Origin of the sequence: Pseudophaeobacter sp. 1A16562, assembly GCF_041008785.1 — a bacterium.
Classification (GTDB): Bacteria; Pseudomonadota; Alphaproteobacteria; order Rhodobacterales; family Rhodobacteraceae; genus Phycobacter; species Phycobacter gallaeciensis_A.
In genome coordinates this window covers 277,724-302,945 of sequence record NZ_JAXGFT010000002.1, presented here as the reverse complement: position 1 = coordinate 302,945, position 25,222 = coordinate 277,724, and the positions used below count along the sequence as shown (strand labels likewise).

At 62.9% G+C, this 25,222-nt stretch carries 22 protein-coding genes and 1 riboswitch; of the genes, 19 read left to right on the top strand and 3 right to left on the bottom strand.

Annotated features, from left to right (window positions below; all coding sequences use genetic code 11):
• Nucleotides 1–84: 84 nt before the first annotated feature.
• The 3 genes from SM764_RS03805 (at nucleotide 85) to SM764_RS03795 (ending at nucleotide 2,681) form a co-directional block, all read left to right on the top strand.
• Nucleotides 85–486: a rhodanese-like domain-containing protein gene (locus SM764_RS03805; RefSeq protein ID WP_065271131.1), complete on the top strand. Its 402-nt coding sequence runs from the start codon at nucleotides 85–87 to the stop codon at nucleotides 484–486.
• Nucleotides 487–652: 166 nt separating this feature from the next.
• Complete coding sequence (locus tag SM764_RS03800; RefSeq protein ID WP_368948630.1) at nucleotides 653–1,393, top strand: ImuA family protein; 741 nt, start codon at nucleotides 653–655, stop codon at nucleotides 1,391–1,393.
• Between the two features lie 64 nt (nucleotides 1,394–1,457).
• Nucleotides 1,458–2,681, top strand: a complete 1,224-nt coding sequence (locus tag SM764_RS03795; protein WP_065273556.1) for an MFS transporter — start codon at nucleotides 1,458–1,460, stop codon at nucleotides 2,679–2,681.
• 61 nt (nucleotides 2,682–2,742) lie between these two features.
• Here the strand turns inward: SM764_RS03795 and SM764_RS03790 are convergent, their stop codons facing one another.
• On the bottom strand, nucleotides 2,743–4,458 hold the full coding sequence (locus tag SM764_RS03790; RefSeq protein WP_368948631.1) for a flotillin family protein: 1,716 nt from the start codon (nucleotides 4,456–4,458) through the stop codon (nucleotides 2,743–2,745).
• 46 nt (nucleotides 4,459–4,504) lie between these two features.
• Nucleotides 4,505–5,263: an OB-fold-containig protein gene (locus SM764_RS03785; protein WP_368948632.1), complete on the bottom strand. Its 759-nt coding sequence runs from the start codon at nucleotides 5,261–5,263 to the stop codon at nucleotides 4,505–4,507.
• 255 nt (nucleotides 5,264–5,518) lie between these two features.
• Between SM764_RS03785 and metG the strand changes: the two genes are divergently transcribed.
• The 11 genes from metG (at nucleotide 5,519) to glpD (ending at nucleotide 17,496) form a co-directional block, all read left to right on the top strand.
• Nucleotides 5,519–7,237: a methionine--tRNA ligase gene (metG, locus tag SM764_RS03780; protein ID WP_369001043.1), complete on the top strand. Its 1,719-nt coding sequence runs from the start codon at nucleotides 5,519–5,521 to the stop codon at nucleotides 7,235–7,237.
• Between the two features lie 521 nt (nucleotides 7,238–7,758).
• Nucleotides 7,759–7,929 (top strand): hemin uptake protein HemP, encoded by a 171-nt coding sequence (gene hemP, locus SM764_RS03775; RefSeq protein WP_065271136.1) that lies wholly within the window; start codon nucleotides 7,759–7,761, stop codon nucleotides 7,927–7,929.
• A gap of 76 nt (nucleotides 7,930–8,005) precedes the next feature.
• Nucleotides 8,006–9,286 carry an imelysin family protein gene (locus tag SM764_RS03770; protein WP_369001042.1) on the top strand — a complete coding sequence of 427 codons (1,281 nt, stop codon included), beginning with the start codon at nucleotides 8,006–8,008 and terminating at the stop codon, nucleotides 9,284–9,286.
• Nucleotides 9,287–9,364: 78 nt separating this feature from the next.
• Nucleotides 9,365–10,375, top strand: a complete 1,011-nt coding sequence (locus SM764_RS03765; RefSeq protein WP_369001041.1) for a porin — start codon at nucleotides 9,365–9,367, stop codon at nucleotides 10,373–10,375.
• Between the two features lie 225 nt (nucleotides 10,376–10,600).
• Nucleotides 10,601–10,894, top strand: coding sequence for a (2Fe-2S)-binding protein (locus SM764_RS03760; protein ID WP_082996010.1), 294 nt, complete (start codon nucleotides 10,601–10,603; stop codon nucleotides 10,892–10,894).
• A complete protein-coding gene (bfr, locus tag SM764_RS03755; protein ID WP_065271139.1) occupies nucleotides 10,842–11,330 on the top strand; it encodes a bacterioferritin in 489 nt (162 codons plus the stop codon). Before SM764_RS03760 ends, bfr begins: the two co-directional genes overlap by 53 nt.
• Nucleotides 11,287–12,849, top strand: a complete 1,563-nt coding sequence (locus tag SM764_RS03750; protein ID WP_369001040.1) for a di-heme oxidoreductase family protein — start codon at nucleotides 11,287–11,289, stop codon at nucleotides 12,847–12,849. The genes bfr and SM764_RS03750 overlap by 44 nt, the downstream gene beginning before the upstream one ends.
• The gene (locus SM764_RS03745; protein ID WP_368948638.1) at nucleotides 12,846–13,868 is read left to right on the top strand and encodes an imelysin family protein; all 1,023 of its coding nucleotides are present in this window, start codon (nucleotides 12,846–12,848) and stop codon (nucleotides 13,866–13,868) included. The genes SM764_RS03750 and SM764_RS03745 overlap by 4 nt, the downstream gene beginning before the upstream one ends.
• A gap of 18 nt (nucleotides 13,869–13,886) precedes the next feature.
• Complete coding sequence (locus SM764_RS03740) at nucleotides 13,887–14,966, top strand: DUF1513 domain-containing protein (RefSeq protein WP_369001039.1); 1,080 nt, start codon at nucleotides 13,887–13,889, stop codon at nucleotides 14,964–14,966.
• Between the two features lie 171 nt (nucleotides 14,967–15,137).
• Complete coding sequence (locus SM764_RS03735; protein ID WP_065271142.1) at nucleotides 15,138–15,935, top strand: DeoR/GlpR family DNA-binding transcription regulator; 798 nt, start codon at nucleotides 15,138–15,140, stop codon at nucleotides 15,933–15,935.
• Nucleotides 15,928–17,496, top strand: a complete 1,569-nt coding sequence (glpD, locus tag SM764_RS03730; RefSeq protein WP_369001038.1) for a glycerol-3-phosphate dehydrogenase — start codon at nucleotides 15,928–15,930, stop codon at nucleotides 17,494–17,496. The genes SM764_RS03735 and glpD overlap by 8 nt, the downstream gene beginning before the upstream one ends.
• Before the next feature lie 74 nt (nucleotides 17,497–17,570).
• Here glpD and cobO read toward each other — a convergent pair whose 3' ends face one another.
• On the bottom strand, nucleotides 17,571–18,206 hold the full coding sequence (cobO, locus tag SM764_RS03725; RefSeq protein ID WP_369001037.1) for a cob(I)yrinic acid a,c-diamide adenosyltransferase: 636 nt from the start codon (nucleotides 18,204–18,206) through the stop codon (nucleotides 17,571–17,573).
• Nucleotides 18,207–18,258: 52 nt separating this feature from the next.
• A riboswitch (cobalamin riboswitch) is annotated at nucleotides 18,259–18,474 on the top strand.
• Between the two features lie 103 nt (nucleotides 18,475–18,577).
• Here cobO and SM764_RS03720 point away from each other — a divergent pair.
• From SM764_RS03720 to SM764_RS03700, 5 genes are all read left to right on the top strand, one after another.
• Nucleotides 18,578–19,000 carry a DUF1636 family protein gene (locus tag SM764_RS03720; RefSeq protein WP_368948641.1) on the top strand — a complete coding sequence of 141 codons (423 nt, stop codon included), beginning with the start codon at nucleotides 18,578–18,580 and terminating at the stop codon, nucleotides 18,998–19,000.
• A 3-nt stretch (nucleotides 19,001–19,003) separates the two neighbouring features.
• Nucleotides 19,004–20,038 (top strand): cobalamin biosynthesis protein CobW, encoded by a 1,035-nt coding sequence (gene cobW / locus SM764_RS03715; protein WP_369001036.1) that lies wholly within the window; start codon nucleotides 19,004–19,006, stop codon nucleotides 20,036–20,038.
• A gap of 149 nt (nucleotides 20,039–20,187) precedes the next feature.
• A complete protein-coding gene (gene cobN / locus SM764_RS03710) occupies nucleotides 20,188–23,433 on the top strand; it encodes a cobaltochelatase subunit CobN (RefSeq protein ID WP_369001035.1) in 3,246 nt (1,081 codons plus the stop codon).
• On the top strand, nucleotides 23,430–24,590 hold the full coding sequence (gene cobG, locus SM764_RS03705) for a precorrin-3B synthase (RefSeq protein WP_369001034.1): 1,161 nt from the start codon (nucleotides 23,430–23,432) through the stop codon (nucleotides 24,588–24,590). The genes cobN and cobG overlap by 4 nt, the downstream gene beginning before the upstream one ends.
• Before the next feature lies 1 nt (nucleotide 24,591).
• Entirely contained in the window at nucleotides 24,592–25,221 is a 630-nt protein-coding gene (locus SM764_RS03700; RefSeq protein ID WP_368948646.1) for a precorrin-8X methylmutase, read from the top strand.
• Nucleotide 25,222 lies beyond the last annotated feature (1 nt).

The following is a 25,222-nucleotide window of genomic DNA, read 5'->3' as shown; positions in this document are numbered from 1 at the left end:
TCCTGCTGCCTGCCGCATCCGAGGGTCTTGCCGAGGGTGTGAAAATAGAACAGCCTGCGGCGGATCTAATCAGGGAGAGTCTCCATGCCACAGAACATCACCAAAGGCATCAAGGCCTTGCTTGCCGAAGCCAACGCCATGGTTGACACCATGTCCGTGGAGGACGCCAAAGAGAAAGCCCAGGACGAGTCTTACGTCTTTGTCGATCTGCGCGATATTCGTGAGCTGCAGCGCTCGGGCATGATCCCCGGTGCGTTTTCCTGCCCGCGCGGCATGCTTGAATTCTGGATCGACCCGGACAGCCCCTATCACAAGCCCATCTTCAACCAGGACAAAACCTATGTGTTTTACTGCGCCAGTGCCTGGCGTTCGGCGCTGAGCGCACGCGCGGCGATGGAGATGGGCCTGTCCCCGGTCATGCATCTGGAAGGCGGATTTACCAAATGGGCCGAAGAGGGCGGCGCCGTCGTCCCCCGCGAGAGCTGACCCACCGCCGGATATCACCCGCCCTGAGCGGCAAAAGGAAAGCGACACGGCCCTCCCGCGTCGCTTTCCTTTTGCCCCATTCCCCCTCCTTCATGCCCTGCCCTTTCTGCTGCACTCCCGCCAAACAATATTGAGAACAAAAGGCGAACACTGTAATCTGACAACCATGTCGATTCACCCCATCCCTCCACAGCTGCCTACCGGACTAGCCTCTGGTTCCACCCCAGGCCAAAGACAGCGAAAGGCCAGCGTCACCCTGCTCGGGGATATCGCCCTGCAGCGCGGTCGAGCGCATGAAGCCTGTGGCAGCGCCCGGTACAGTTTCGCGCTTTGGCTGGCCGGGGCGATGGCCGGGCCAGTGCTGTGGATCTCTCCGCCCCGGGACGCCGCAGAACTGAACCCCGACGGCATGGTGGATTTTGCGGATCCGTCCCGGTTTCTCTGGGTGACAGCCCCCCGATCCGAAGATGTTCTCTGGACCATGGAGGAAGCCCTGCGTAGCGGCGCCACCCCGCTTGTCATCGCGGACCTGCCCGCCCCCCCGGCCATCACCCCGGTACGGCGCCTGCATATGGCAGCTGCGGCGGGCGGGCCTCTGGCGATGGACGGAAACGCGCCGCTGGCGCTGCTGCTGACGCCCGGCGCGGGTGGCGCCCAGGGCATCGAAAGCCGCTGGACCATGCGCCCCGCGCATCAGTACCGCAATCGTATCTGGCAGTTGGACCGGCTGCGCGCCCGCGCCCTGCCCCCGCGCAGCTGGCAGCTGACACAACGGGCTCCGGGCGGCCCTTTGACTGAAACTGTCGCCCCTGACACGTCCACTCCCTCCCCCGGACAGGAGCAAGGCCAGAGCCGAGCCACGCCCCCAATGGAAGAAGCCGGGAAGCAAATCAAAAAAGTTAGCTGAATACGACATGATCTGACGAAAAGGGCTAGCAATCCCCACGCGCATTGGCACAGTCGGCAACACCATGCGCCTGATCCTTTCCTTTGCCGCCCTGTTCCTTTCTGTCATTCTGTTGCAGCTCTCTGCTGGCGGCGTCGGACCGCTGGATGCGATCTCGGGCCTGACGCTCGGCTTTGACAAGCAAGAAATCGGTCTACTGGGGTCTGCGCATTTTCTGGGCTTTTTCATCGGCTGCTGGTGGGCCCCACGGCTGATGGGCACGGTGGGCCATTCCCGCGCATTTGCCGTATGCACCGCCCTCGGGGCGATGGGCCTGATCGGACACACCCTCACCGAAGCGCCGCTGGCCTGGGCCGCGATGCGCATCGCATCCGGGCTGTCGGTGGCTGGTTGTTACACGGTGATAGAAGCCTGGATGAACGCCAAGGTCACCAACGAAAGCCGTGGCCGGGCCATGGGCACCTACCGGCTGGCCGACCTGATCGCCTCCCTTGCGGCACAGATGATGATCGCGGTACTGCCACCGGCCTCTTACGTCTCCTACAACCTTCTGGCCCTGCTTTGCTGCGCCGCGCTCTTGCCGCTGACCCTGACCCGCAACAGCCAGCCCGCAACCCCAGCCGCGCCGCGCCTGCGGCCCGGGCTGGCCTGGCGCTGTTCGCCACTGGCCGTTGTCGGCGTCATCGTCGCCGCGATCGGCGCCGCCTCGTTCCGGATGGTGGGGCCGATCTACGGCACCGAAGTTGGGTTGGAGCTGAACCAGGTTGCCTTTTTCCTTGCGGCCTTCGTGCTGGGCGGCGCACTCGCACAATACCCGGTGGGCTGGCTTGCGGACAAATATGACCGCCGCTGGGTGCTGATCTGGCTGTCAGCAGCCGCCATTATGTCTTGCGGCCTGACGATCCTCATATCGGGTCAAAGCACCGAGGCCACCATGATGATGGCAGGGTTGTTTGGCTTCACCGCCTTCCCGGTGTTCTCGGTCTCATCGGCCCATGCCAACGACTTTGCCACATCAGACGAGCGGGTCGAACTCTCTGCCGCGCTGATGTTCTTTTACGCGCTCGGCGCCATCGCTGCGCCTTATGTATCCTCCGCACTGATCAGCGGCTATGGCCCCAAGGCGCTGTTTGCCTTTATCGCGGTTGGCCATTTCGGGCTGATCCTGTTCGGCCTGTCGCGCATGCGCTCGCGCCCGACCCCGGACGAACGCACCAACTACGTCTACGCCCCGCGCACCTCCTTTACCATCGGACGGTTGATGAAAGGCTCGCGCGAAAAACGCTAGATCCCGCGAAAAAGGGTCGGAAAAATCCGGCCCTTTCATACAATGTGTGCAACCAGGCGATCTAGGCCAGCGGCGTCTCCACCTCATCAGCCGCTTCTTCTGCCGCCGATGCCTCGGCCTCCACCGTCTCTTTGGCAGGTTCAGATGACACCCCCAAAGCGCCGCTGGTGATACCGGCCACCCCATCCTCCATGGACAGGCCCAGTTCTTCGCCCAGCTTCTTCAGGGCAGGCATCTGAACCGCCATGCCCATAATGGAATCGAGTGCCTGATTGACGACGGGCTTGTCGCCGCCACCCGCCTGTGCGGCCACGGAGCCTGCACCGCCTGCGCCAACGCCCATGCCTCCGACCTGATGGATCTTGATCGAGTCGATCTTTTCGGCAGGTTTGACCATTTCCGCCACGATGGCAGGCATCGCTTCGATCCGGGCGAGATCGACCTTGAAGCGGATCTGAGCCTCAGACAGGACATTGTCTGCCTCAACGATGGCGCGCTTACCTTCCGCCTCGGCCAGCATGTCGTTCTTCTTGGCCTCGGCGCGGATGTTGAGTGCATCGGCTTCGGCCTGCGCCTCTTCACGGCGCGCTTCGGCGCGGTCGGCGGCGGCTTCCTTCTCCGCCTGGGCAGCCAGACGAATGCCGGTGGCCTGACGTTCCGCCTCGCGCGTGGCTTCGATCAGAACGATCTGCTTCTGACGCTCGGCCTCTGCCACCTGGCGGGCGGTTGCCACCGCTTCGGTTGCCTTGGTGGCTTCGGCACGGGCCAGATCCGCCGAGGCACGGGCGCGGCTTTCCTCTTCGGATTTCTGTGCGATGATGATCTGGCGCTCCTGTTCAGCGACCTCCAACTCCCGCTCCTTGGAGATTTCGGCCTCACGGATCTTACGCTCGCGCTCAATGTCGGCGGCGCGAATGGCCTCTTCCCGCGCGATCCGGGCGCGTTCGGTTTCGCGCACGCTGTCCTCGGTGCGGGCAGCGATCTCGGCCTCTTGCGCCACACGCAGGGTTTCCACCTTCTGCTTCTGCTCGATCCGGGCCTGTTCCTCGTCCTGTTCGATCAACAGCTTCTGACGCTCAGCCTCCATCGCGGCGCGGCGCACGGCGACATCCGCCTCTGCATCAATCTGGGCGCGTTCCTTTTTCGAGACCGCGATCACCTCGGCCAGCCTGCGCATCCCCACCGCGTTAAAGGCGTTGTTTTCATCCAGCGCCTCGAACGGGGTTTGGTCGAGCGCGGTCAAGGAAACGGATTCCAGCGACAGACCGTTCTTGAGCAGATCCTCGGAAACCGCATTCTGCACTTCCTGAACGAAGTCAGCGCGGTTCTCATGCAGGCCATCCATGGTCATCTGCGCCGCCACGGCGCGCAAACCATCGATCAGCTTACCCTCGATCATTTCTCGCAGCTGCTCCACATCGAAGGTCCGGCTGCCAAGGGTCTGAGCCGCACGGGCGATCCCTTCTGTTGTGGCCATTACCGAGACGTAGAATTCCACCCCCACATCGACGCGCATCCGGTCCTGGGTGATCAATGCCGCCTCGCCGTCGCGCTTCACCTCAAGGCGCAGGGTCTTCATGTTGACCGGGCTGACCTCATGCAACAGGGGCACAACGATCGTGCCACCATCCATGATCACCTTTTTGCCGCCAGCCCCTGTTTTCACAAGACTGATCTCGCGGGTAGAGCGCCGGTAGAGGCGACCAATAACAAGCCCGAACAGGGCAAGAAAAATAATTACGGTAACAACAACAATCAACAGAAACTCAAACTCCATTGAGAAACCTCCCTGTGGGACAAAAGTTAGAATTTTATCGTCAAGCTTATTCGGAGACGGCAACAAGCACGTAACTCCCCCTGCGCCGATCCCGGATCACCAGAACCTCGGTGCCCTGAGCGATGGTATCGCCATCTTTCAGAGGTTCGGCGCGCAAGTAGTGGGCATTGCCATAGCCATCCATGACTCGCACCTCAGCCGGGCGCCCCCTGGCGGCAGTGCCTTGGGTGACAATACCGCGGCGGCGGCCCAGATTGCGCTCGGACAGTGCCTCGGTTTCGGTCTGCGGCAAGACGCGGGCAAAGGCAGCCCCAAAAACCCGCGCGAACCAAAAGGCAAAGGCGCCTGCTGGAATGGCTGCGCCCCAAGCCGGGGCAAGCAGCCCAAAGAGCGAGGACAGCGCCACCTGCAAGCCCATACCCGAAAGGCCAAAGCCGAGCAAAATAGCCCCAAGCCAGATCACCGTCGGCATGCGGCCCAGCCCCAGCCAGGATGCCAGGCCTGTCGGGGTCGAAACACCTGCATCTGCAGGTGCATCAGGTGCCAGTTCCAGATCCAGTTCTGCATCTGGCAGGTCCAGATCCGCAGCATCAATGCCCTCAACCCCGCCCAGTTCCGAACCATCCAGATCAAGATCGAAGTCGCCGACATCGCCCGCATCGATATCCAGATCTGCATCGTTGTCAGCGCCGATCAGGCTCCCGCCCAAGAGCAAGGCCACCAATTCCAGCACCATCAAGCCGGTCAGCAGCGCAAGCGCCAATGTGAACGGGGCAAAAGCTCCGTCGAGCAGAAATTGCAGCATGTAGAAACCGACCTCACAACTCAGGATCATAAAGTATGCAGTAGTATACAATGAATATGGGAAGGGTTATTGACCGTTTCAATCCCGCACCCTGTACAACCTGAGGGTACGATGGCCGGGGACCGTTTGATACTCAAGAAAAACCTTGAACATGTTTCGACTTCTGTTGGATTTCGCGCGAATGGCACAGGCGGGGTTTCCGCCGCCCCCGCCATGCGATAGAGGGTCAGGCAAAGCGACATGTGGATGGATGGTATGGAACGCATTCTGATTACCTCGGCGATCCCTTACATCAATGGGATCAAACATCTGGGCAACCTCGTGGGCAGCCAGCTGCCTGCCGACCTTTACGCGCGTTATCAGCGTGGCCGCGGCAACGAGGTAATGTTCCTCTGCGCCACCGACGAGCATGGCACCCCGGCTGAGCTGGCCGCCGCCAAGGCAGGCAAGCCGGTCGCGGAATACTGCGCCGAGATGCACGATGTGCAGGCCGAAATCGCCAAGGGGTTCTGCCTCAGCTTCGATCACTTCGGGCGCTCTTCCAGCCCACAGAACCACGCGCTGACCCAGCATTTCGCGGGCAAGCTGGCCGAGGCCGGGCTAATCCGTGAAGTGGTGGAGAAACAAGTCTATTCCAACGCCGATGGCCGTTTCCTGCCCGACCGCTATATCGAGGGCACCTGCCCCAACTGCGGGTTCGAGAAGGCGCGCGGCGATCAGTGCGAGGAATGCACCAAGCAGCTTGATCCCACCGATCTGATCAATCCGCGCTCGGCCATCTCCGGCTCCACCGATCTGGAAGTGCGCGAGACCAAGCACTTGTACCTGTGCCAGTCCGCCATGAAGGACCAGCTGGACGCCTGGATCGACAGCAAGACCGACTGGCCCGTCCTGACGACCTCCATCGCAAAGAAATGGCTGCACGATGGCGACGGCTTGCAGGACCGTGGCATCACCCGCGATCTTGACTGGGGCATCCCGGTCAAGAAGGGCGACGAAGACTGGCCCGGCATGGAAGGTAAGGTCTTCTATGTCTGGTTCGATGCCCCCATCGAATACATCGCCTGCGCCAAGGAATGGGCCGATGCCCATGGCAAAACGGACGCCGACTGGGAACGCTGGTGGCGCACCGACAAAGGCGCCGAAGATGTGAAATACGTCCAGTTCATGGGCAAGGATAACGTCCCCTTCCACACCCTGTCCTTCCCGGCGACCATTCTGGGGTCGGGCGAGCCTTGGAAGCTGGTCGATCACCTCAAATCCTTCAACTACCTGAACTATGATGGCGGTCAGTTCTCTACCAGCCAGGGGCGAGGCGTCTTCATGGATCAGGCGCTGGAAATCCTGCCCGCCGACTACTGGCGCTGGTGGCTGCTGAGCCATGCACCGGAAAGCAGCGATTCCGAATTCACCTGGGAGAACTTCCAGCAATCGGTGAACAAGGACCTCGCCGACGTTCTGGGCAACTTCGTCTCCCGGATCACCAAATTCTGCCGTTCCAAGTTCGGCGAAGAAGTTCCGGCGGGCGGCGAATACGGTGAACAGGAAACGGCGCTGATCGAAGAGCTGACTACCCGCCTGCGCGCCTACGAGCAGAAGATGGGCGCGATGGAGGTGCGCAAATCGGCGCAGGAGCTGCGCGCGATCTGGGTTGCGGGCAACGAATACCTGCAATCGGCTGCGCCCTGGTCGGTGTTCAAGGAAGACCCCGAGCGCGCCGCTGCGCAGGTGCGTCTCGGCCTCAACCTGATCCGCTTCTATGCCGTGCTCAGCGCACCCTTCATCCCGCAGGCCAGCGCCAAGCTGATGGAAGCACTGAATAGCTCGGACATGGGCTGGCCCACCGATGTTGCTGCGGCCCTTTCGGCCCTGCCCGCCGGGCACGGCTTCACCGTGCCGGAGGTTCTGTTCGCGAAGATCGCAGACGAGCAGCGCGAAGACTGGCAGGAACGGTTCTCGGGCACCCGCGACTAAGCAACGCCCAATCTATCAAATTTCAAAGGCCGCCAAATTGGCGGCCTTTTTATTGTGTCTGCTGCCACCTGAGCGACTCGGCCTAAGTTTAGCAAACCTCAGCCAGCGCGGCGCCATGTTGCAGCCGGGCGGCAGACACGTGACGGCAACAGACCGCACGAAAACCGCGCCTTTCCCTAGATTTTGGAAACAATCCACACCAAGGCGAGCCGCCCGGCACAAATTTCCGAGTAAAAAAGTCGGATTGACAAAGGTGAGTAAATAAATCAGGTATAACGCAATCCAGCCAACCTGATCTGTCAGGCCAGCCCGAACGAACCGAGACAACCACATTGCGTCATCATGTCGAACATCGCTCCTGGCCCCGCGCCCACCGCATCCGAACCTGACGATCAGGACAGCCTGTCCCAGATCTGGCTCGAAGTATTTGCGCGCTCCGGCAGCCTTTCGGGGTTCTGCCTGGAATGGCTGCTGGACCGGGCCGAATTTGACAGGGCGGATTTCAGAAATGGGCACTCATCATGAACCAGATTACATCTGAACCCGTGGCCACCACCGCCACGACGGAAGCATTCCCCACATATCACGCCGAAGACCTGACGCGCGGCGGAATTCAGGCACGCATCCTGCTGAACGGCCAGATCTACAGCCTGCGCATCACCCGCGCCGGGAAGCTGATCCTCACGAAATAACCTCAGAGGCTCGCCACAGCCTACGCACGACCTGCGCCCCTCCATCTTCCAATCCAACCAAGCAAGGATAACCCCGATGAAATCGCTGTTTCTCACCGGAACCGCTCTCACAGCCCTCGCCATGGACGGCTCTGCCGCAATGGCCGCACCAGCGGCCCCCGAAAAAGGCGCCGTTCTGACCACCTATGCCAATATCGCCCAGGCGACCTATCAGGACAGCCTGACCACCGCCCAGCGCCTGAAGGCGGCTGTTGATGCGCTGGTGGCAGAGCCCTCGGCCGAAGCTCTACAAGCCGCCCGCACCGCCTGGCTGGCCGCACGCGTGCCTTACCAGCAATCCGAAGCCTTCCGGTTCGGCAATGCCATCGTCGACGACTGGGAAGGCAAGGTGAACGCCTGGCCGCTAGATGAAGGGCTGATCGACTACGTGGATGCCTCCTATGGTGGCCCGTCAGATGAGAACGCACTGGCCGCGCTGAACGTGATCGCGAATCCCGCATTTGAGCTGTCAGGCCAGACCATCGACACCAGCGACATCACCCCGGCACTACTGGAAGACACCCTGCACGAGGCAGACGGCGTCGAGGCCAACGTGGCAACCGGCTATCACGCCATCGAATTCCTGCTTTGGGGGCAGGATCTGAATGGCACCGATCATGGCGCGGGCAACCGCCCATGGACCGATTACGCCAAGGGCGAGACCTGCACCGGCGGCAACTGTGACCGGCGCGGCGCCTACCTGCAGGCCGCAACCGAACTGTTGGTCTCCGATCTGGACTGGATGGCCTCACAATGGGCCGAGGGTGGCGCCGCCCGCGCCGAATTGATGGCCGATGAAGGCGCAGGCATCGTCGCAATGCTGACCGGCATGGGATCGCTCTCCTACGGTGAACAGGCCGGTGAGCGGATGCGCCTTGGCCTGATGCTGAACGACCCCGAGGAAGAGCACGACTGCTTTTCCGACAACACCCACAACAGCCACTATTACGATGGGCTTGGCATTCAGAACGTCTATCTGGGCGAATACGTGCGGGTGAACGGTGAGCTCGTCTCCGGCGCCTCACTGTCTGATCTTGTTGCCTCAGCCGATGCCGATCTGGACGCGGAACTGCGCGGCAAGCTGGCCGACACCATGCAGGCGCTTGGCCGGATCAAGACCGCAGCCGAGGCCGGTTTCTCCTATGACCAGATGCTGGAACAGGGCAATGCCGCAGGCGAAGCGCTGGTGATGGGCGGTGTGAACGGTCTGATCGACCAGACCCGTTCGATCGAACGCGCGGTTGCGACGTTGCAACTGACCGACGTCGAATTCGAAGGCTCCGACTCGCTCGACAACCCGGGCGCCGTCTTCCAATAACTCAAAAAATCACCGGGCGGCCCAGCCGACAACCGCAGCCAGATACGCCGCCCGGTATCCAAATATCAGGACAGTACTATGAACAAGACTCTGGCTGCGGCGCTGGCTTTCGGCGCCCCTTTCGTGTTTTCCGCAACGGCGGCACAGGCCGAATTCACCTGGGAAGGTGAAATCGAAATCGGCAACGAGCAGATCATCTCTTCGGACGTGGCCGCGAACGAAATCCGCGACACCTACGCGACCATCACCGCCACCGGCACCTATACCTTCGGCAATGGCGTTTCGCTGTTCTCGACCCTCACCGCCGAAAGCGTGACTGACGCCACTGCCGACCGCAGCTTTGACGACATCGGCCTTTATGTCGAAGAGATCGGCCTCAGCTTTGGCATCGGCGAAGCAACCACCGTCTCCATTGGTAAACTCCACCCCGTGTTCGGCACCGCATGGGACGATGCAGCGGGTTTCTTTGGCGGCACCCTGGCCGAAGATTATGAACTCGCCGAACAGATCGGTGTCCTGACTGATGTAGAACTCAATGGCGCGGGCACCCTGTCCTTTGGCGTCTTCTATGCGGATGACACCGGTCTCAGCCGTTCGGCCTGGTTCGACCGGGGCCGTAATACCGCCGCTGCGGGCGGCGCAGGCAACACCGGCGAGCTGGACAACTTTGCCATCCAATGGGCGCATAGCGTCGGCGCAACCCGGTTCCATATTGGCGCCCGCCACCTGAGCGCAAGCGCTGGCGATGTGGATGACGAACAAGGCTTCGTCGCCGGCATCGGCCATTCCTTTGCAGACGGGTTTGATGTCTTCGCAGAGGTTGCCTCCTTCTCCAACTTTGGCGGCGGCGCGGATGACGCCACCTATGCCACGCTGAACGCGGCCTATGGTATTGGCCAATGGACCCTGTCCGGCACCCTGGCCCACCGTGATCTGGACAGCGCAGGCGACACCGATCTGATCTCGGTTGGCGCCGATTACGAATTCCAGAACGGCATGACCCTGTCCGGAGCGTTGGCCCAGGTCGAAGACACCGGCGTTGCCGACACGACGCTGGGTGTGAGCCTTATCATTCCGCTTGGCGGCTGAACGATCCCTCGGTTTTGACTGCTTTTCGCAACAGAACCCGACTGGGCCGCAGTTTCTGCGGCCCTTTTTCATGCGCCCTGCTGCCCCCATTGGGCCAGCCACACTGTGCCACGGACAATCTCCGATAAAAATAGTCAGCATTACCCCTTGCCGTCTGACTATTTTTGTCAGATACCTGATGTCAGGAATCGAGATCCCCTTTGCCACCTCTAAGGGAGCCAGGCCATGATCGTCTGCCACTGCACACAGATCACCGATCACGACATTCACGCCGCCATCGACTGGATGCGCGCCGCAGATCCCCGGACGATCATCACCCCCGGCAAAATCTACCATGCGCTTGGCAAAGCCGCTGATTGTGGCGGATGCATGCCGCTCTTCCTCGACACGATGCGCGGCAATGCTAAGGTAAGTGTACCTGCGCAGTTGCAGAACCTACGCAAGCCACTCGGACAGGAGAACAGCCATGAAGGGCGACCCAATCGTCATCGACTACCTCAACAAGGCCTTGCGCCATGAACTGACCGCTGTCAGCCAGTACTGGCTTCACTTCCGCATGCAGGAAGACTGGGGGCTGGGTAGCATGGCCAAGAAAAGCCGCGAGGAAAGCATCGAAGAGATGCAGCACGCGGACAAGTTGATCGAACGGATCCTGTTCCTTGGCGGCCATCCCAACCTGCAGAAACTGGACCCGCTGCGCATTGGCCAGAACCCCAAGGAAACGCTGGAATGCGATCTTGCGGCCGAAATCAGCGCCCGCGCGCTCTACAAGGAAGCCCGCGAAGCCTGCGACACCGCAGGCGATTACGTAACCATGAAGCTGTTCGAAGCCTTGATGGCCGATGAAGAGGGCCATATCGACTTTCTTGAGACACAGCTGGACCTGCACGAGCGGATCGGTGCCGAAAACTATGCACAACTCAACGCCACCAAGATGGAAGAGGCTGAAGAGTAACCTTCTATTGGCTGCGGCGCTTGTCGCAGCCAGCACGGGACAGGCGCTGGATCTGACCAGCCTGCCCCTTGGCGATCCGCATCTGGATGTGATCCCCCGCACCACCAAGGACAGCCAGCGCATCCGCGCCGTGACGGCCCCTGCCACGGATTTTTCGGCTCCCGAAGCCTATGAAACCCATCCTGCTGGCGCGACGACAACACGCGCCCGCAGCGACGATGAGGCCTTTTCCCAACACTCCGCTAACCTGTCTTTCGAGCAGGAGCTGGAATTCAAACTGGGCAATGGGCTGTTCAAGAAAATCTGGGTGTTCTCGCCCTCCTCCACCCGCGCCTCTGACGGGCTTGGCCCCCTTTACAACGCCCGCTCCTGCCAGCGCTGCCATCTGAAGGATGGGCGCGGCCATGTGCCTGCGGGGCCGGATTACCGTTCTACCGCGATGTTTCTGCGCGTCTCCATTCCCGGTCCGGTGCCCGAGCAGGTTCAGGCAATCAAGGATTATATCGGCACGGCCCCCGACCCCACCTATGGGCAGCAGCTTCAGGATTTCTCGGCCCCAGGCATTTCCCCGGAATACCGGCTTGGCATCGGATATGAAGAAGAGACAGTCGATCTGAACGGTGGCGAAACCGCCACCCTGCGCAGACCGGTCTACAGCGCCGAAGATCTGGGCTACGGCCCGCTGCACACCAACGCCATGCTGTCCCCCCGCGTGGCGCCGCCGATGATTGGCCTTGGCCTGCTTGAGGCGATCTCCACCGCCGATATCCTTGCTGCTGCCGATCCGGACGACGCCGACGGAGATGGCATTTCCGGTCGGGCCAATCTGGTCTGGTCCGAAGAGTTTCAGCAGATCATGCTGGGCCGCTTTGGCCTCAAGGCGGGCATGCCGACGGTGCACGAACAATCCGCTGCCGCCTTTTCCGGGGATATCGGCATTTCGACGCCGCTGTTTCCCGCCCCCTGGGGGGAATGCACCACCGGGCAAACGGATTGCCGCGCAGCACCGCACGGAAATGATGACGCCCGCGGCACCGAGATCGATCAACCGAACATGGATCTGGTCACCTTCTACGCCCGCAATCTGGCCGTACCCGCCCGCCGCGACCTGGACGATGCGCAAGTGCTGCGCGGCAAGGAACTGTTCTACAACGGCGGCTGCGCCGCCTGCCACCGGCCCAAATTCGTGACCCATCGTCTGAAAAGTCGCCCCGAGCACAGTTTCCAGCTGATATGGCCTTACAGCGACCTGCTGCTGCATGACATGGGCGAAGGTCTTGCCGATCACCGCCCCGAAGCCCGCGCCACCGGGCGGGAATGGCGCACCGCGCCGCTCTGGGGGGTTGGCCTGACGCAGCAGGTGTCGCCGCGCGCCACCTACCTGCACGATGGCCGCGCCCGCAGCCTGCTGGAGGCGATCCTGTGGCATGGCGGCGAGGCGCAAGATGCCCGCAACACCGTGGTCTCCCTCTCCCCCGAGGACCGCACCGATCTTATCCGTTTTCTGGAGAGCCTATGACACGCCCCATCCTGCCCCGCCTGCTGGCCCCTGTCCTTGCCGTCACCCTTACCCTAACGCCATTTTCTGCACGCGCGGAGGTGATTGATGAGGCCCTGGAGCAGCACATTCTGCCGGGCTTCGAAACACTGGCGCAGGAGGCCCAGCAACTGAGCGCGACAGCCGCTGAGGTCTGCGACCCCGGATCGGTCCAGTTGCAGCAGGCCTACGGCGAAGCCTTTGATGCCTGGGTCGCGGTCAGCCACCTGCGGTTCGGGCCGACCGAAAGGGATAACCGCGCCTTTGCGCTCGCCTTCTGGCCGGACAGCCGGGGCAAAACGCCAAAGGCGCTGCGGGCGCTGATCACTGCCGAGGATCCGATTGCCAAGGATGCGGCGGCCTATACCAGCGTATCGATTGCAGCGCGCGGCTTCTATGCGCTGGAATTCCTCCTTTACGACGAGGACATGCAGCAGCTGGGCAGCGCCGACTACCGCTGCCAGCTGACCCGCGCCATTGCAGAAGATATCGCCACCACAGCCGATGTGATCTGGATGGACTGGCGCGACAGCTATGCCGACAAGATGCGCCACCCGGGTGATCGTTACCGCACCGAGGCCGAGGTCAAACAGGAACTGTTCAAGGCGCTGGATACCGGCCTGCAGATCCTGATCGATATGCGGCTGGGACGGCCGCTGGGCACCTACGACAGGCCGCGCCCGAAACGCGCCGAAGCCTATCGTTCGGGGCGCTCCCAGCACCACGTGATCCTGGCGCTGGAAGCGCTGGCACCGCTGGCCCGTATCCTCAGCGACGGAGATGCCGACCTTGCTGCGGAACTGGATGCAGCCTTTGACATTGCGGTCGAGCACGCCAGCCGCCTCGACGATCCGACCTTTGCAGGCGTTGCAGAGCCGGGCACGCGGCTGCGGATCGAGGCAGTGCAGCAGGACATCCGGAAACTGCGCGAAACCATCGGTGAGGATCTTGGTCCCGCGCTTGGCGTCGAGGCCGGTTTCAACGCCCTGGATGGCGATTAACAGAAAGGACCCAAAGACATGCCCTCAAGACGTGGATTTCTGGCCGGGCTTCTGGCGGTGGGGATGGCCCCGGCGGCCAGCTGGGCCGATCTGGGCTCGCCCGCCTATCTGTCCGCAGGCAAGGCCGCCGACGGCAGCTTTTTCCTGGCGGGTCTTTCGGACCTTGGCACCCTCCTGTTCAGCCACCCCCTGCCCGGCCGCGGCCATGCTGCCACCGCCCACCCCACGCGGCCCATCGCGGTGGCCTTTGCCCGCCGCCCCGGCCGCTTTGCCGATGTGATCGACTGCCGCACCGGCGCGCAACTGGCCCGGCTGGAGCCTCCGGCAGGTCATCACTTTTACGGACACGGCGTCTTCACACCCGATGGCAGCCTGCTGCTGACCACCGAAAACCACTTCGAGGCCGGGCGCGGCATCATTGGTGTCTGGGATGGCACCGCACCCTACCGCCGCATCGGCAGCTTTGCCTCGGGCGGGGTCGGCCCGCATGACATGATGCTGCGCGCAGATGGTACGGGGCTGGTCGTCGCAAATGGCGGCATCGACACCCATCCCGACAGTGGCCGGGCCAAGCTGAACATCCCCACCATGCGGCCCAACCTCAGCTATCTCGATTTTGACGGCCAGGTGACCGAGCAGGTCGAGCTGGACCCCCAGTTGCACAAGAATTCGATCCGCCATCTGGCGATGAAGGCGGATGGCACCGTTGCCTTTGCCATGCAGTGGCAGGGCGATCTGGGTGCAGATGTGCCGATCGTCGGGCTGCACAAGCCCGGCAGTGCACCACGGCTGATGGCCGCCGATGACCCGCGCCTGCGCAACCTCAATGGATACGGCGGCTCCATTGCCTTTTCCACCGATGGCCGACAAGTGGCTGTCACCTCGCCCCGCGGCGGCGTGGTGCAGGTCATGGACACCACAAGCGGCGCGCTCACCACGGAACATCATCTGCCCGATGTCTGCGGCCTGACCCAATCGGCAGATGGGTTCATCGCAAGTTCGGGCAGCGGTGAGATCGTCGAGATCGCCAAGGGTCGCCTGTCGGTCCTGAACCAGGCCGAGCTGCGCTGGGACAACCACCTGATCCCTGTCATCTGACACTCCTCTGAAGTCTGAAACAACTCCCCCCGTCCCGCATATCGCCGGGGCGGGCGAGATGAAGCCTGCGCGACAAGTGGATTTTGTTCTCCGCGCAAAACGAACTTTTTCGAAAACAAACGATGACAAACCGAAAATGAATCGCTAGATGGGCTTTGGAAAGGAAAGCCCATGGATGCCACGACTCGTCAGAACGAAATCATAGAGCTGCTGAACACTCAGGATCGCGTCGAGGTCGAGGATCTGGCACAGCGGTTCGGCGTGTCGCTGCAGACCGTGCGCACCGATCTACGCGAGCTGTCGCAGCGCGGCGCGCTGTCGCGCGTGCATGGCGGCGCGGTGCGCGTCAGCTCAGCCGCCACCCGCGCCTACGCGGACCGGCGCAAGCTGAACGCGGCGGGGAAACTGGCGATGGCAGCCGAGGCCGCAGAACTCATCCCCGAAGACTGCTCGATCACGCTCAATATCGGCACTTCGACCGAGCAAGTGGCCCGTGCCCTATCCGGCCATCGCGGCCTGACAGTCATTTCCAACAACATAAACATTATCAATATGATGATGGGTGGCGAGGCGCGTGAGCTGATCCTGGTTGGCGGCGCGGTCCGGCAAAGCGACGGCGCCATCGTCGGCGAAGACGCCGTGGAATTCATTTCCCGCTACAAGGTCGATTTCGCCATTATCGGCGCCTCCGCCCTCGATGCGGATGGCGCCATCATGGACCACGACGGTCGCGAGGTCTCCGTCGCCCGCGCCATCCTGAAAAACGCACGTACCCGCGTTCTGGTCTGCGATCACAGCAAATTCGACCGCTCCGCGCCGGTGCGGATCTGCGATGTGGCGGATCTCGACGTAGTGATCACCGATGCGCCGGTGCCCAATGCCTTTGCCGAGGCAGCGCGCGCCGCGGGAACACGCATCATCGTGGCGGGAGACACCGCCAGCCAAAACGAAAGAAACGAAAATGACTGATCAAAAGATCATCGACCTGTTCATCATCGGCGGCGGCATCAACGGCTGCGGCATTGCCCGCGATGCGGCAGGCCGTGGCTTGTCGGTCAGCCTTGCAGAAATGAACGATCTGGCCTCGGCCACTTCCTCGGCCTCGACCAAACTGTTTCATGGCGGCCTGCGCTATCTGGAATATTTCGAATTCCGTCTGGTGCGCGAAGCGCTGATCGAGCGCGAGGTCTTGCTGAAGGCGATGCCCCATATTTCCTGGCCGATGCGCTTTGTGCTGCCCTTTCACAAGGAGATGCGGTTCGACAGTGAAACGCCGACCTCCCGCCTGCTGACGCGGATCATGCCCTGGATGAAGGGCCGCCGCCCGGCCTGGCTGATCCGCCTTGGGCTGTTTCTCTATGACACGCTGGGCAAGCGCGGCATCCTGCCCGGCACCCGCAAGCTGGACCTCAGCCGCGACGAAGCGGGGGCGCCGCTGAAGGACAAGTTCCAGACCGCCTTTGAATATTCGGACTGCTGGATCGAGGATGCCCGGCTTGTCGTGCTCAACGCCCGCGACGCGCAGGCGCGCGGCGCCGAAATCATGACCCGCACCAAAGTTCTGGCGGCTGAACGCGCCGAGGATCATTGGCTCATCCACCTGAAGGACAGTCTGACGGGACAAGTGTTCACGCGTCGGTCGCGGATGCTGGTCAATGCGGCGGGTCCCTGGGTTGCGGAGGTATTGAACCAGAAACTGGGCCAGAACAGCCGCGAAGGCGTGCGTCTGGTACGCGGCAGCCATATCGTGGTTCCGAAACTCTTCGACCACGGGCGCTGCTATTTCTTTCAGGGCACCGACGGGCGGATCATCTTTGCCATCCCCTATGAAGAGGATTTCACTCTGATCGGCACCACCGACGCCGACCATCCCGACCCAGAGACCGCCCCCACCTGCACCCCTGAGGAACAGGACTACCTGATCGATTTTGCCTCGCAGTATTTCAAAAAGCCGCTGCACCGCGACGACATTCTGTGGACCTACTCCGGTGTGCGCCCGCTGTATGACGATGGCGCCAGCTCGGCGACGGCGGCGACGCGGGAATACGTGCTGTCACTGGACACGGGCAATGCACCGCTGCTGAACATCTTTGGCGGCAAGATCACCACCTACCGCAAACTGGCCGAGGCCGCGCTTGCCAAGATCTCCGAGGCCCTGCCCGGCGTCGGCGGCAACTGGACAGCAGGTGTGCCCCTGCCCGGCGGCAATTTCGCGGTTAAAGATGTGACCAAGCTGCAGGCGGACCTTGCAGCGGATTATTCCTTCCTGACGCCCTATTGGGCTCGGCGTCTGATCCGCGCCTATGGCACCGAAGCGCGGCTGATCCTGGGTGATGCGAAATCCGCCCAGGCGCTGGGGCGCGATTTCGGCGCCACCATCACCGAGCGGGAGTTGGACTGGGCGATTGCCAACGAATGGGTGCGCAGCGGCGATGATTTCCTGTGGCGCCGCACCAAACTGGGCCTGCGCCTGACCGAGGAAGAGCGCGCCGCGGTCGATGCCTATATCAAGGACAAGATTGCCGCGTAACGACGGGGCAATCCAAAACGCACCGGGCGTGGGCTTCCCTGCCCGGTGACACCTCTGCAGATGGTCTGGCCGTCTTAGAACTCCACCCCTTTCTGCGCCTTGATCCCGGCGCGGAAAGGATGTTTGATCTGGCCCATCTCGGTCACCAGATCCGCGATCTCGATCAGCTCTTCCTTGGCGTTGCGTCCGGTCAGAACCACATGAGTCATCGGTGGTTTCTGCTCAACCAGAAACTCCAGAACCTCATCCAGATCCAGATATTCATAGCGCAGCGCGATATTGATTTCATCGAGCAAAACCATTGCGTTGCGCTCATCCAGTATCATTTCCTTGGCCTTTTCCCAACCTGCGCGGGCCGCCGCGATATCGCGGGCCTTGTCCTGCGTTTCCCAGGTGAAGCCTTCGCCCATCGCGTAGAACTGGCACAGATCGCCGAAATGCTCCTCGATCAGGGTGCGTTCGCCGGTCTGCCAGGCGCCCTTGATGAACTGCACCACGGCGGATGGCATGCCGTGGGCGATGCAGCGCATGATCATGCCGAATCCCGAGCTGGACTTGCCCTTGCCGGGGCCGGTGTGGACGATGATCAGCCCCTTTTCACCGTCCTTATTGGCCATCATGCGGTCACGCGCCGCTTTCTTTTTCGCCATCTTGGACGCGTGCCGTGCCGCTTCTTCCTCGGAAATGCCGTTATCAGACTTTTCGGTCACCAAGTGCCCTCCTGCAGTTTGGCACCATGTCTTGACAAGGAAGCCCGCAATAGCGCAAGGGGATTTTGTTGGTTCCTGCGAAAGCAGGCGAAGAGGGAATGTGACACGGCCATCTGGCCCAAGCACAGCCGCCCCCGCGACCGTGACCGGAGAGGTCTCCACGCCACTGGGTAACACCGGGAAGGCCGGAGAACCGCAAAGACCCCGCAGCAATGCGGCGGCCTTGAGATCCGCAAGCCGGGAGACCTGCCAACAGACTTAATCTACGGGCGGACGGGGTGTGCCGCGACCGGATGAGAGCCGATTCATCCATACGGCTCCCCTCTGGCCTCTCCCCGTCTGTCTGACAGGACGCAAGGAGACGCCCGCCAATGGCGAAGGATACGGCTGAACAGCCCCCCAAAGGCAGCCCAGAGGTCACCCTGACCATCTGCACCACCTGCAAGCGCGAAGGCGTTGATCCCGAAGCCACCCGGCCCGGCACCCTGTTGCTGCAGGCGCTGCGCGCCGCCGACCTGCCCGACGGGGTTTCGGTGCGCGGCGTCGAATGCCTGTCCGCCTGCAAGCGCGGGTGTTCCATGGTGCTGAGCGGCGGCACCGAGCGCTGGAGCTACATCTACGGCGATCTGGATCCCGATCAACACGTTGATGACATCCTGCAAGGTGCGGCTGCCTATGCCGCGACCGACGACGGTCTGGTGCCCTGGCGTGCGCGCCCGCAGGTCTTTCGCAAGCAATCCATCGCCCGCATTCCCCCGGCGCCCCAGCCGGGTGAATGCCCATCCGAGGAGTAACCGATGAGCGATCTCAACAAAATTCCCGTCACCGTGGTGACCGGCTTTCTCGGCGCGGGCAAGACCACGCTGATCCGTCACCTGATGCAGAACCCGCAGGGCAAACGCCTGGCCGTACTGGTCAATGAATTCGGCACCGCGGGTGTGGACGGCGACATCCTGAAATCCTGCGCCGATGAAAACTGCCCAGAAAACAATATCGTGGAGCTGGCGAACGGCTGCATCTGCTGCACCGTGGCGGACGATTTCATTCCCACGATCGAGGCCCTGATGGCGCTGCCGGAAACGCCCGAACATATCCTGATTGAAACCTCCGGGCTAGCGCTGCCGAAACCGCTGCTGAAAGCCTTTGACTGGCCCGCGATCCGCTCGCGCATCACCGTAGACGGGGTCATTGCCCTGGCCGACGCCGAAGCCGTCGCCGCAGGGCAATTCGCCCCGGATCTTGACGCCGTGCAGGCCCAGCGCGAAGCGGACGACAGTCTGGATCATGAAACCCCGCTGTCCGAAGTCTTCGAGGACCAGATCTCGTGTGCAGATATCGTGCTTCTGTCCAAGGCGGACCTTGCCGGGGAAGAAGGCCTTGCCAAGGCCCGTGCCGTAATCGAAGCCGAAGCCCCGCGCCAACTGCCGATCCTGCCGATGAGCGAAGGCGTGATCGATCCGCGTGTGGTGCTGGGGATCGGCGCGGCGGCGGAAGACGATCTGGAGGCCCGCCCCAGCCATCACGATGGCCACCACGATCACGAGCATGATGACTTTGAAAGCATCGTCGTTGAAATGGGCGAAGTCTCCGATCCGCAGGACCTGCAGGACCGCATCATCAACATGGCCCGCAACCGAAAAATTCTGCGCGTCAAAGGCTATGTCGCGGTGGAAGGGAAACCGATGCGCATGCTGGTTCAGGCGGTGGGCGAACGGCTGCGCGCCCAATACGACCAACCCTGGGGCGCCCAGCCGCGCAAGACCCAGCTGGTGGTGATTGCCGAACACGACGATATCGACGTCGCGGGCATCCACGCGGATCTGGGAGCCTGAGTTTGGTGCAAGACCGGGGTAAAAACAGCTGTCTCGTCCGGTCGAAAGACCGGACAGCCCCCGACCGCCCCCATGGGCGGGGGCTTTGCCCCCACCCGCGGCAGTGGGCCGTCCTCCGCGTATCCGATCAGATCGGGTGGAGCTGACCCATGCATGTCGTCTTCCGCGAAAGCCACGGCCTTGAAGAAATCGCTACGCCCTTTGACGTCGGGCAGGATCCAGCTGACCTGATCGTTCTGTCCTTTTCCGACAGCGATCTAGGCGCCTTTGCCGCGGGCTGGCACCGGGCGGGCGGTAAGCTGCCCTCCTGCCGCCTCGCCAATCTGGTGGCGCTGAAACACCCGCTGTCGGTGGACACCTATGCAGAACAGACGCTGGAAGGCGCCAAGGGTGTTCTGGTGCGCCTCATTGGCGGCGAAAGCTACTGGTCCTATGGGCTTGCCACCCTGCAGGACCTGGCCCGGCGCAAGGGGATTGCGCTGGCAATCCTGCCCGCCGATGGGCGCGAAGATCCACGGCTTGATGAACTTTCCACCCTGCCCGTCTCAACTCTGCGGCGCTTGCAGGCTCTTTGCGATGCAGGCGGCGCGGTTGCAGCGCAGGCGGCCCTTGCGCAGATGGCCCTCGCGGCGGGGCTATACGCGGGCCCGGTTCCGGGGATGAAGACAACGCCCGACTATGGCTACTACGACCCTGATCGGGGCGTGATCGCGGACATCCCCCAAGAGGACAAGCCGCTGGTGCTGGTCAGTTTCTACCGCTCTTACCTGACTTCGGCAGACACCGCCCCGGTGGATGCGCTGATCGCGGATCTGCGCGCCCGTGGCTACGCCGCCTATGGCATCTTTGCTGCCAGCCTGAAGGCCCCCGCAGCCGCCGATTGGCTGGGAGCGGAACTCTCCCGGCTTGCCCCCGCCGCCATCATCAACGCCACCGCCTTTTCGGCGCAAGGCTCAGACGGGCGCCCCTCGCCGCTCAGTGTAACGGGCTGCCCGGTGTTCCAGGTGGCGCTCTCCACCGCGCGGCGCAAGGACTGGGCCGAGGCGGCGCGGGGCCTGTCGCCCGCTGATCTTGCCATGCATGTGGTCCTGCCCGAGGTGGATGGCCGTATCATGGCGGGCGTAATCAGCTTCAAGGCGCCTGCCAAGAAGGACCCCGACCTCCAGTATTCGCGCTTTGCCCACCGCGCCGATCTAGGCCGCGTGCGCGCCGCCGTGGACCGGATCGAAGGCTGGCTGCGGCTGGCGCAACTGGGAAACCGCGACAAGCGTCTCGCGCTGGTGCTTTCCACCTACCCGGGGCGCGACTACAACATCGCCCATGCGGTGGGCCTTGATGCGCTGGCTTCCTGCGAACAGCTTCTGACCGCTCTGGCCGATCAGGGCTACAGCGTCACGGCTGAAGACAATCTTGGCGTCCGCCTCCGAGAGCAATGCATCTCCCTGCCCTGTGAAGACTACAAGGCAGCGCTGAAATCACTGCCCGAATCCCTGCAAGCCGACCTTCAGGCCGCCTGGGGTGCCCCCGAAGATGACCCGGACCTGCGCGACGGCGCCTTTCACCTGAAGGCCCTCCCGGCAGGCAAGACCATTGTCGCTCTGCAACCCGAACGCGGAGAGGTCATAACCCGCGTCGATGACTATCACGATCTGGACCGCACCCCGCGCCATGCCTATGTGGCCTTCTACCTCTGGCTCCAGCAGCAGGTTGATGCGGTCCTCCACATTGGCGCCCATGGCACGCTGGAATGGCTGCCCGGAAAGGCGGTCGCCCTGTCTGACACCTGCTGGCCCGAGGCGCTGATCGGTGCCCTGCCGGTGATCTATCCTTTCATCGTCAACGATCCCGGCGAGGCCGCTCAGGCCAAACGGCGCATCGCCGGTGTTACCGTGGGCCACCTGCCGCCGCCACTGGCGCAGACCACCCTGCCAGACGGCATGGCACGGCTGGAAAGCCTCTTGGATGAGTATTCAACCGCCGATGGTCTGGACCCAGCCCGCCGCGACCGTCTGATCGAAGATATTCGCGCCGAGGCGCAAGGCACCGGTGTCGAAGCGGATCTCGGCCTCACCCCCGACTGCTCCGCTGCCGAGGCGATCACCCGCATCGATGCCTTTGTCTGCGACATCAAGGAAAGCCAGTACGGCGAGGGCCTGCACATCTTTGGCACCGGCCAGTGCGGTGCGCAGGAAATCGCCGGGGTGATGGATGCGCTTTCTGGGCGGTTGGTGGCCCCCGGCCCTTCTGGCTCTCCGTTTCGCGGGCGCACGGACGTGATCCCCACCGGGCGCAACCTCTTTACTACCGATCCACGGGCGGTCCCCTCGCGGGCGGCGCATGCGCAGGGGGTCAAGCTGGCGGAAGAGCTGCTGCGCCGCCATCTTCAGGATCACGGCGACTGGCCACGGGGGCTGGTGATCGATCTCTGGGGATCGGCCACCATGCGCACCGCGGGCGAGGAATTCGCCATGGCGCTGCATCTGGCGGGGCTTGCTCCAAAATGGGATGAAGGCTCTGAACGGGTCTCGGGCTTCGAGGTGCTGCCGCTTTCCATGCTGAACCGCCCCCGCATCGATGTGACTCTGCGCGTCTCGGGCCTGTTCCGCGATGTCTTTCCTGGCCTTGCCCAGATGTTCGAGACCGCCGCCGCCGCTCTGGCGAACCGGGACGAAGCCAAGGCCGATAACCCCTATTTGGCAGAGGCGCCGCGCGTCTTTGGCCCGAAACCCGGCCAATACGGTCTCTCCATGGGCGCACATCTGGATGATTACTCGGACGAAGCCCGCGCCGCCGCAGGGGAAGCCTGGCTCAGCGCCTCCTCCCATGCCATCGACGCCAAGGGGGAGATCGCCGAGGCGCGCGTAGCACTGGAGGATCGCCTGAAAGGCGCCGACAGTTTCGTACACCTTCAGGACCTGCCGGAAACGGACCTCCTCGTGGCCTCGGACTACGCTGCGCATGAGGCAGGCTTTGCCGCCGCCATGGCCCGTATCGGCCAAAAGACGCCTGCGCTTTATCACATGGACGCGACCCGCCCCGATTCACCGCAGGCCCGTTCCCTGGGCGAGGAAATCGCCCGCGTCACCCGCGCCCGCGCCGCCAACCCCGATTGGGCAACCTCGATGATGCGCCATGGATTTCGCGGCGGCGCCGAGATTGCTGCAACGCTCGATCACATGGCGGCCTTCGCCCATCTGGCGCAGGCAGTGCCGCCACACCTGTTTGACCTCTATTTCGAAGCCACCCTTGGCCGAGACGATCTGGTGGAGTTCCTGGAGCGGGAGAACCCCGACGCGCTGGCCGCCCTGCGCGACCGCTTTCGCGCCTTGGCTGAGGCCGACCTCTGGGTCACCCGGCGCAATTCGATCATCGCTGGACTGGAGGGCGCACCATGAGCGCAGCCCCAAAAGTCTACGGTTGGTGCCCCGGCGCCCTGCGCCCAATGATGTCGGGCGACGGGCTGGTGGTGCGTCTGCGCGCGCCCATGGGGCGACTCACCCCCGATCAGACCCGCGGCGTCGCTGAACTGTCCCGGCGACATGGCAATGGCCTTCTTGACCTGTCAGCCCGGGCCAACCTGCAGATGCGCGGCATCAAGGACGACAGCCACACTGCGCTGCTCTCTGGCCTACGGGATCTTGGGCTTCTCGATACAGATGAGGCTGCCGAAGCACGGCGCAATGTGATGCTGACACCCTTCTGGACAGAAGGCGACGACAACGCGGTGATTGCACGGCGTTTGGCCTCCGCCCTGACGGCGGCCACGGATCTGACATTGCCGGGGAAATTCGGATTTGCCGTGGACTGTGGCACAGCGCCCGTTCTGCGGGACGCTGCTGCTGACATCCGTATCGAGCGCGATGCATCGGGCCTGATCCTGCGCCCCGATGGCGCCGAGCTTGGCCTGTCCGCGACACGGGAAACCGCCGTCCCCGAGGCACTGAACCTCGCCCGATGGTTCCTCGACACTGGTGGTGCACCCGATGGGCGCGGGCGGATGAGGCAGCACCTAGCCAAAGGCACACCACTTCCATCAGGCTATAGCTTGGTCGCCACCGTGGCTGCTACGGCTGCCAGGCCGGGCCAAACGGGCGCAGGCCAGTTGGTTGCGCTGGAATTTGGCCAGATGTTAGCGGGCACGCTCACATCACTTGCCGATCACGGCGCCCTGCGCCTCACGCCCTGGCGGATGCTGTTGATCGAAGGTGCCAGCAATATCGCTCCCTTGCCCGGCCTGATCCTGGACGCAGCGGATCCGCGCCTGCGGGTGAACGCCTGCACCGGGGCCCCCGGCTGCCTGCAGGCGCTTTCAGCGACCCGCGATCTGGCCCGCGATCTGGCGCCGCATGTGCCGGAAGACGCCCATCTGCATGTCTCCGGCTGCGCCAAGGGCTGCGCCCATCCCGGCCCTGCGCCGCTGACCCTGACCGCCACTGCCAACGACACCTTCACCCTGATCCGCAACGGTTCTGCCGCCGATCACCCCATTAAACACCGCCTGAGCGCCCGCACCCTGCGCACCGCTCCCGAACGTCTGACAGAGGGCAGCTGACATGCTCCACACCTATGAAACCGACGGCGCCAAGATCTACGCCGAAAGCTTTGCCACCATCCGCGCCGAGGCCGATCTCGACCGTTTCAGCCGCGATGAGGAAAGCGTCGCCGTACGCATGATCCATGCTGCCGGAATGGTAGGCCTTGAAGAGCATATCCGCTTTTCCCCCGGCATGGCCGAAACCGCCCGCGCCGCGCTGACGGCAGGTGCGCCGATCCTTTGTGATGCCTATATGGTCAGCGAGGGCATCACCCGTCCGCGCCTGCCTGCGGGAAACGAGGTGATCTGCACGCTGCGCGACTCCAAGGTACCCGATATGGCCAAGCAGATGGGCAACACCCGCTCTGCTGCCGCGCTGGAGTTGTGGCGCCCGAAACTCGACGGTGCCGTGGTCGCAATCGGCAATGCCCCGACCGCGCTCTTTCACCTTTTGAACATGCTGAAAGATCCCGCCTGCCCGCGCCCCGCGGCCATCATCGGCTGCCCAGTCGGCTTTGTCGGCGCGATGGAATCCAAGGAGGCGCTGATGCAGGACCTTCCCGTGCCGTCGATGATCGTGAAGGGCCGCCTTGGCGGATCGGCCATCACCGTAGCAGCCGTCAACGCGCTGGCCAGCTGGAAAGAATAAC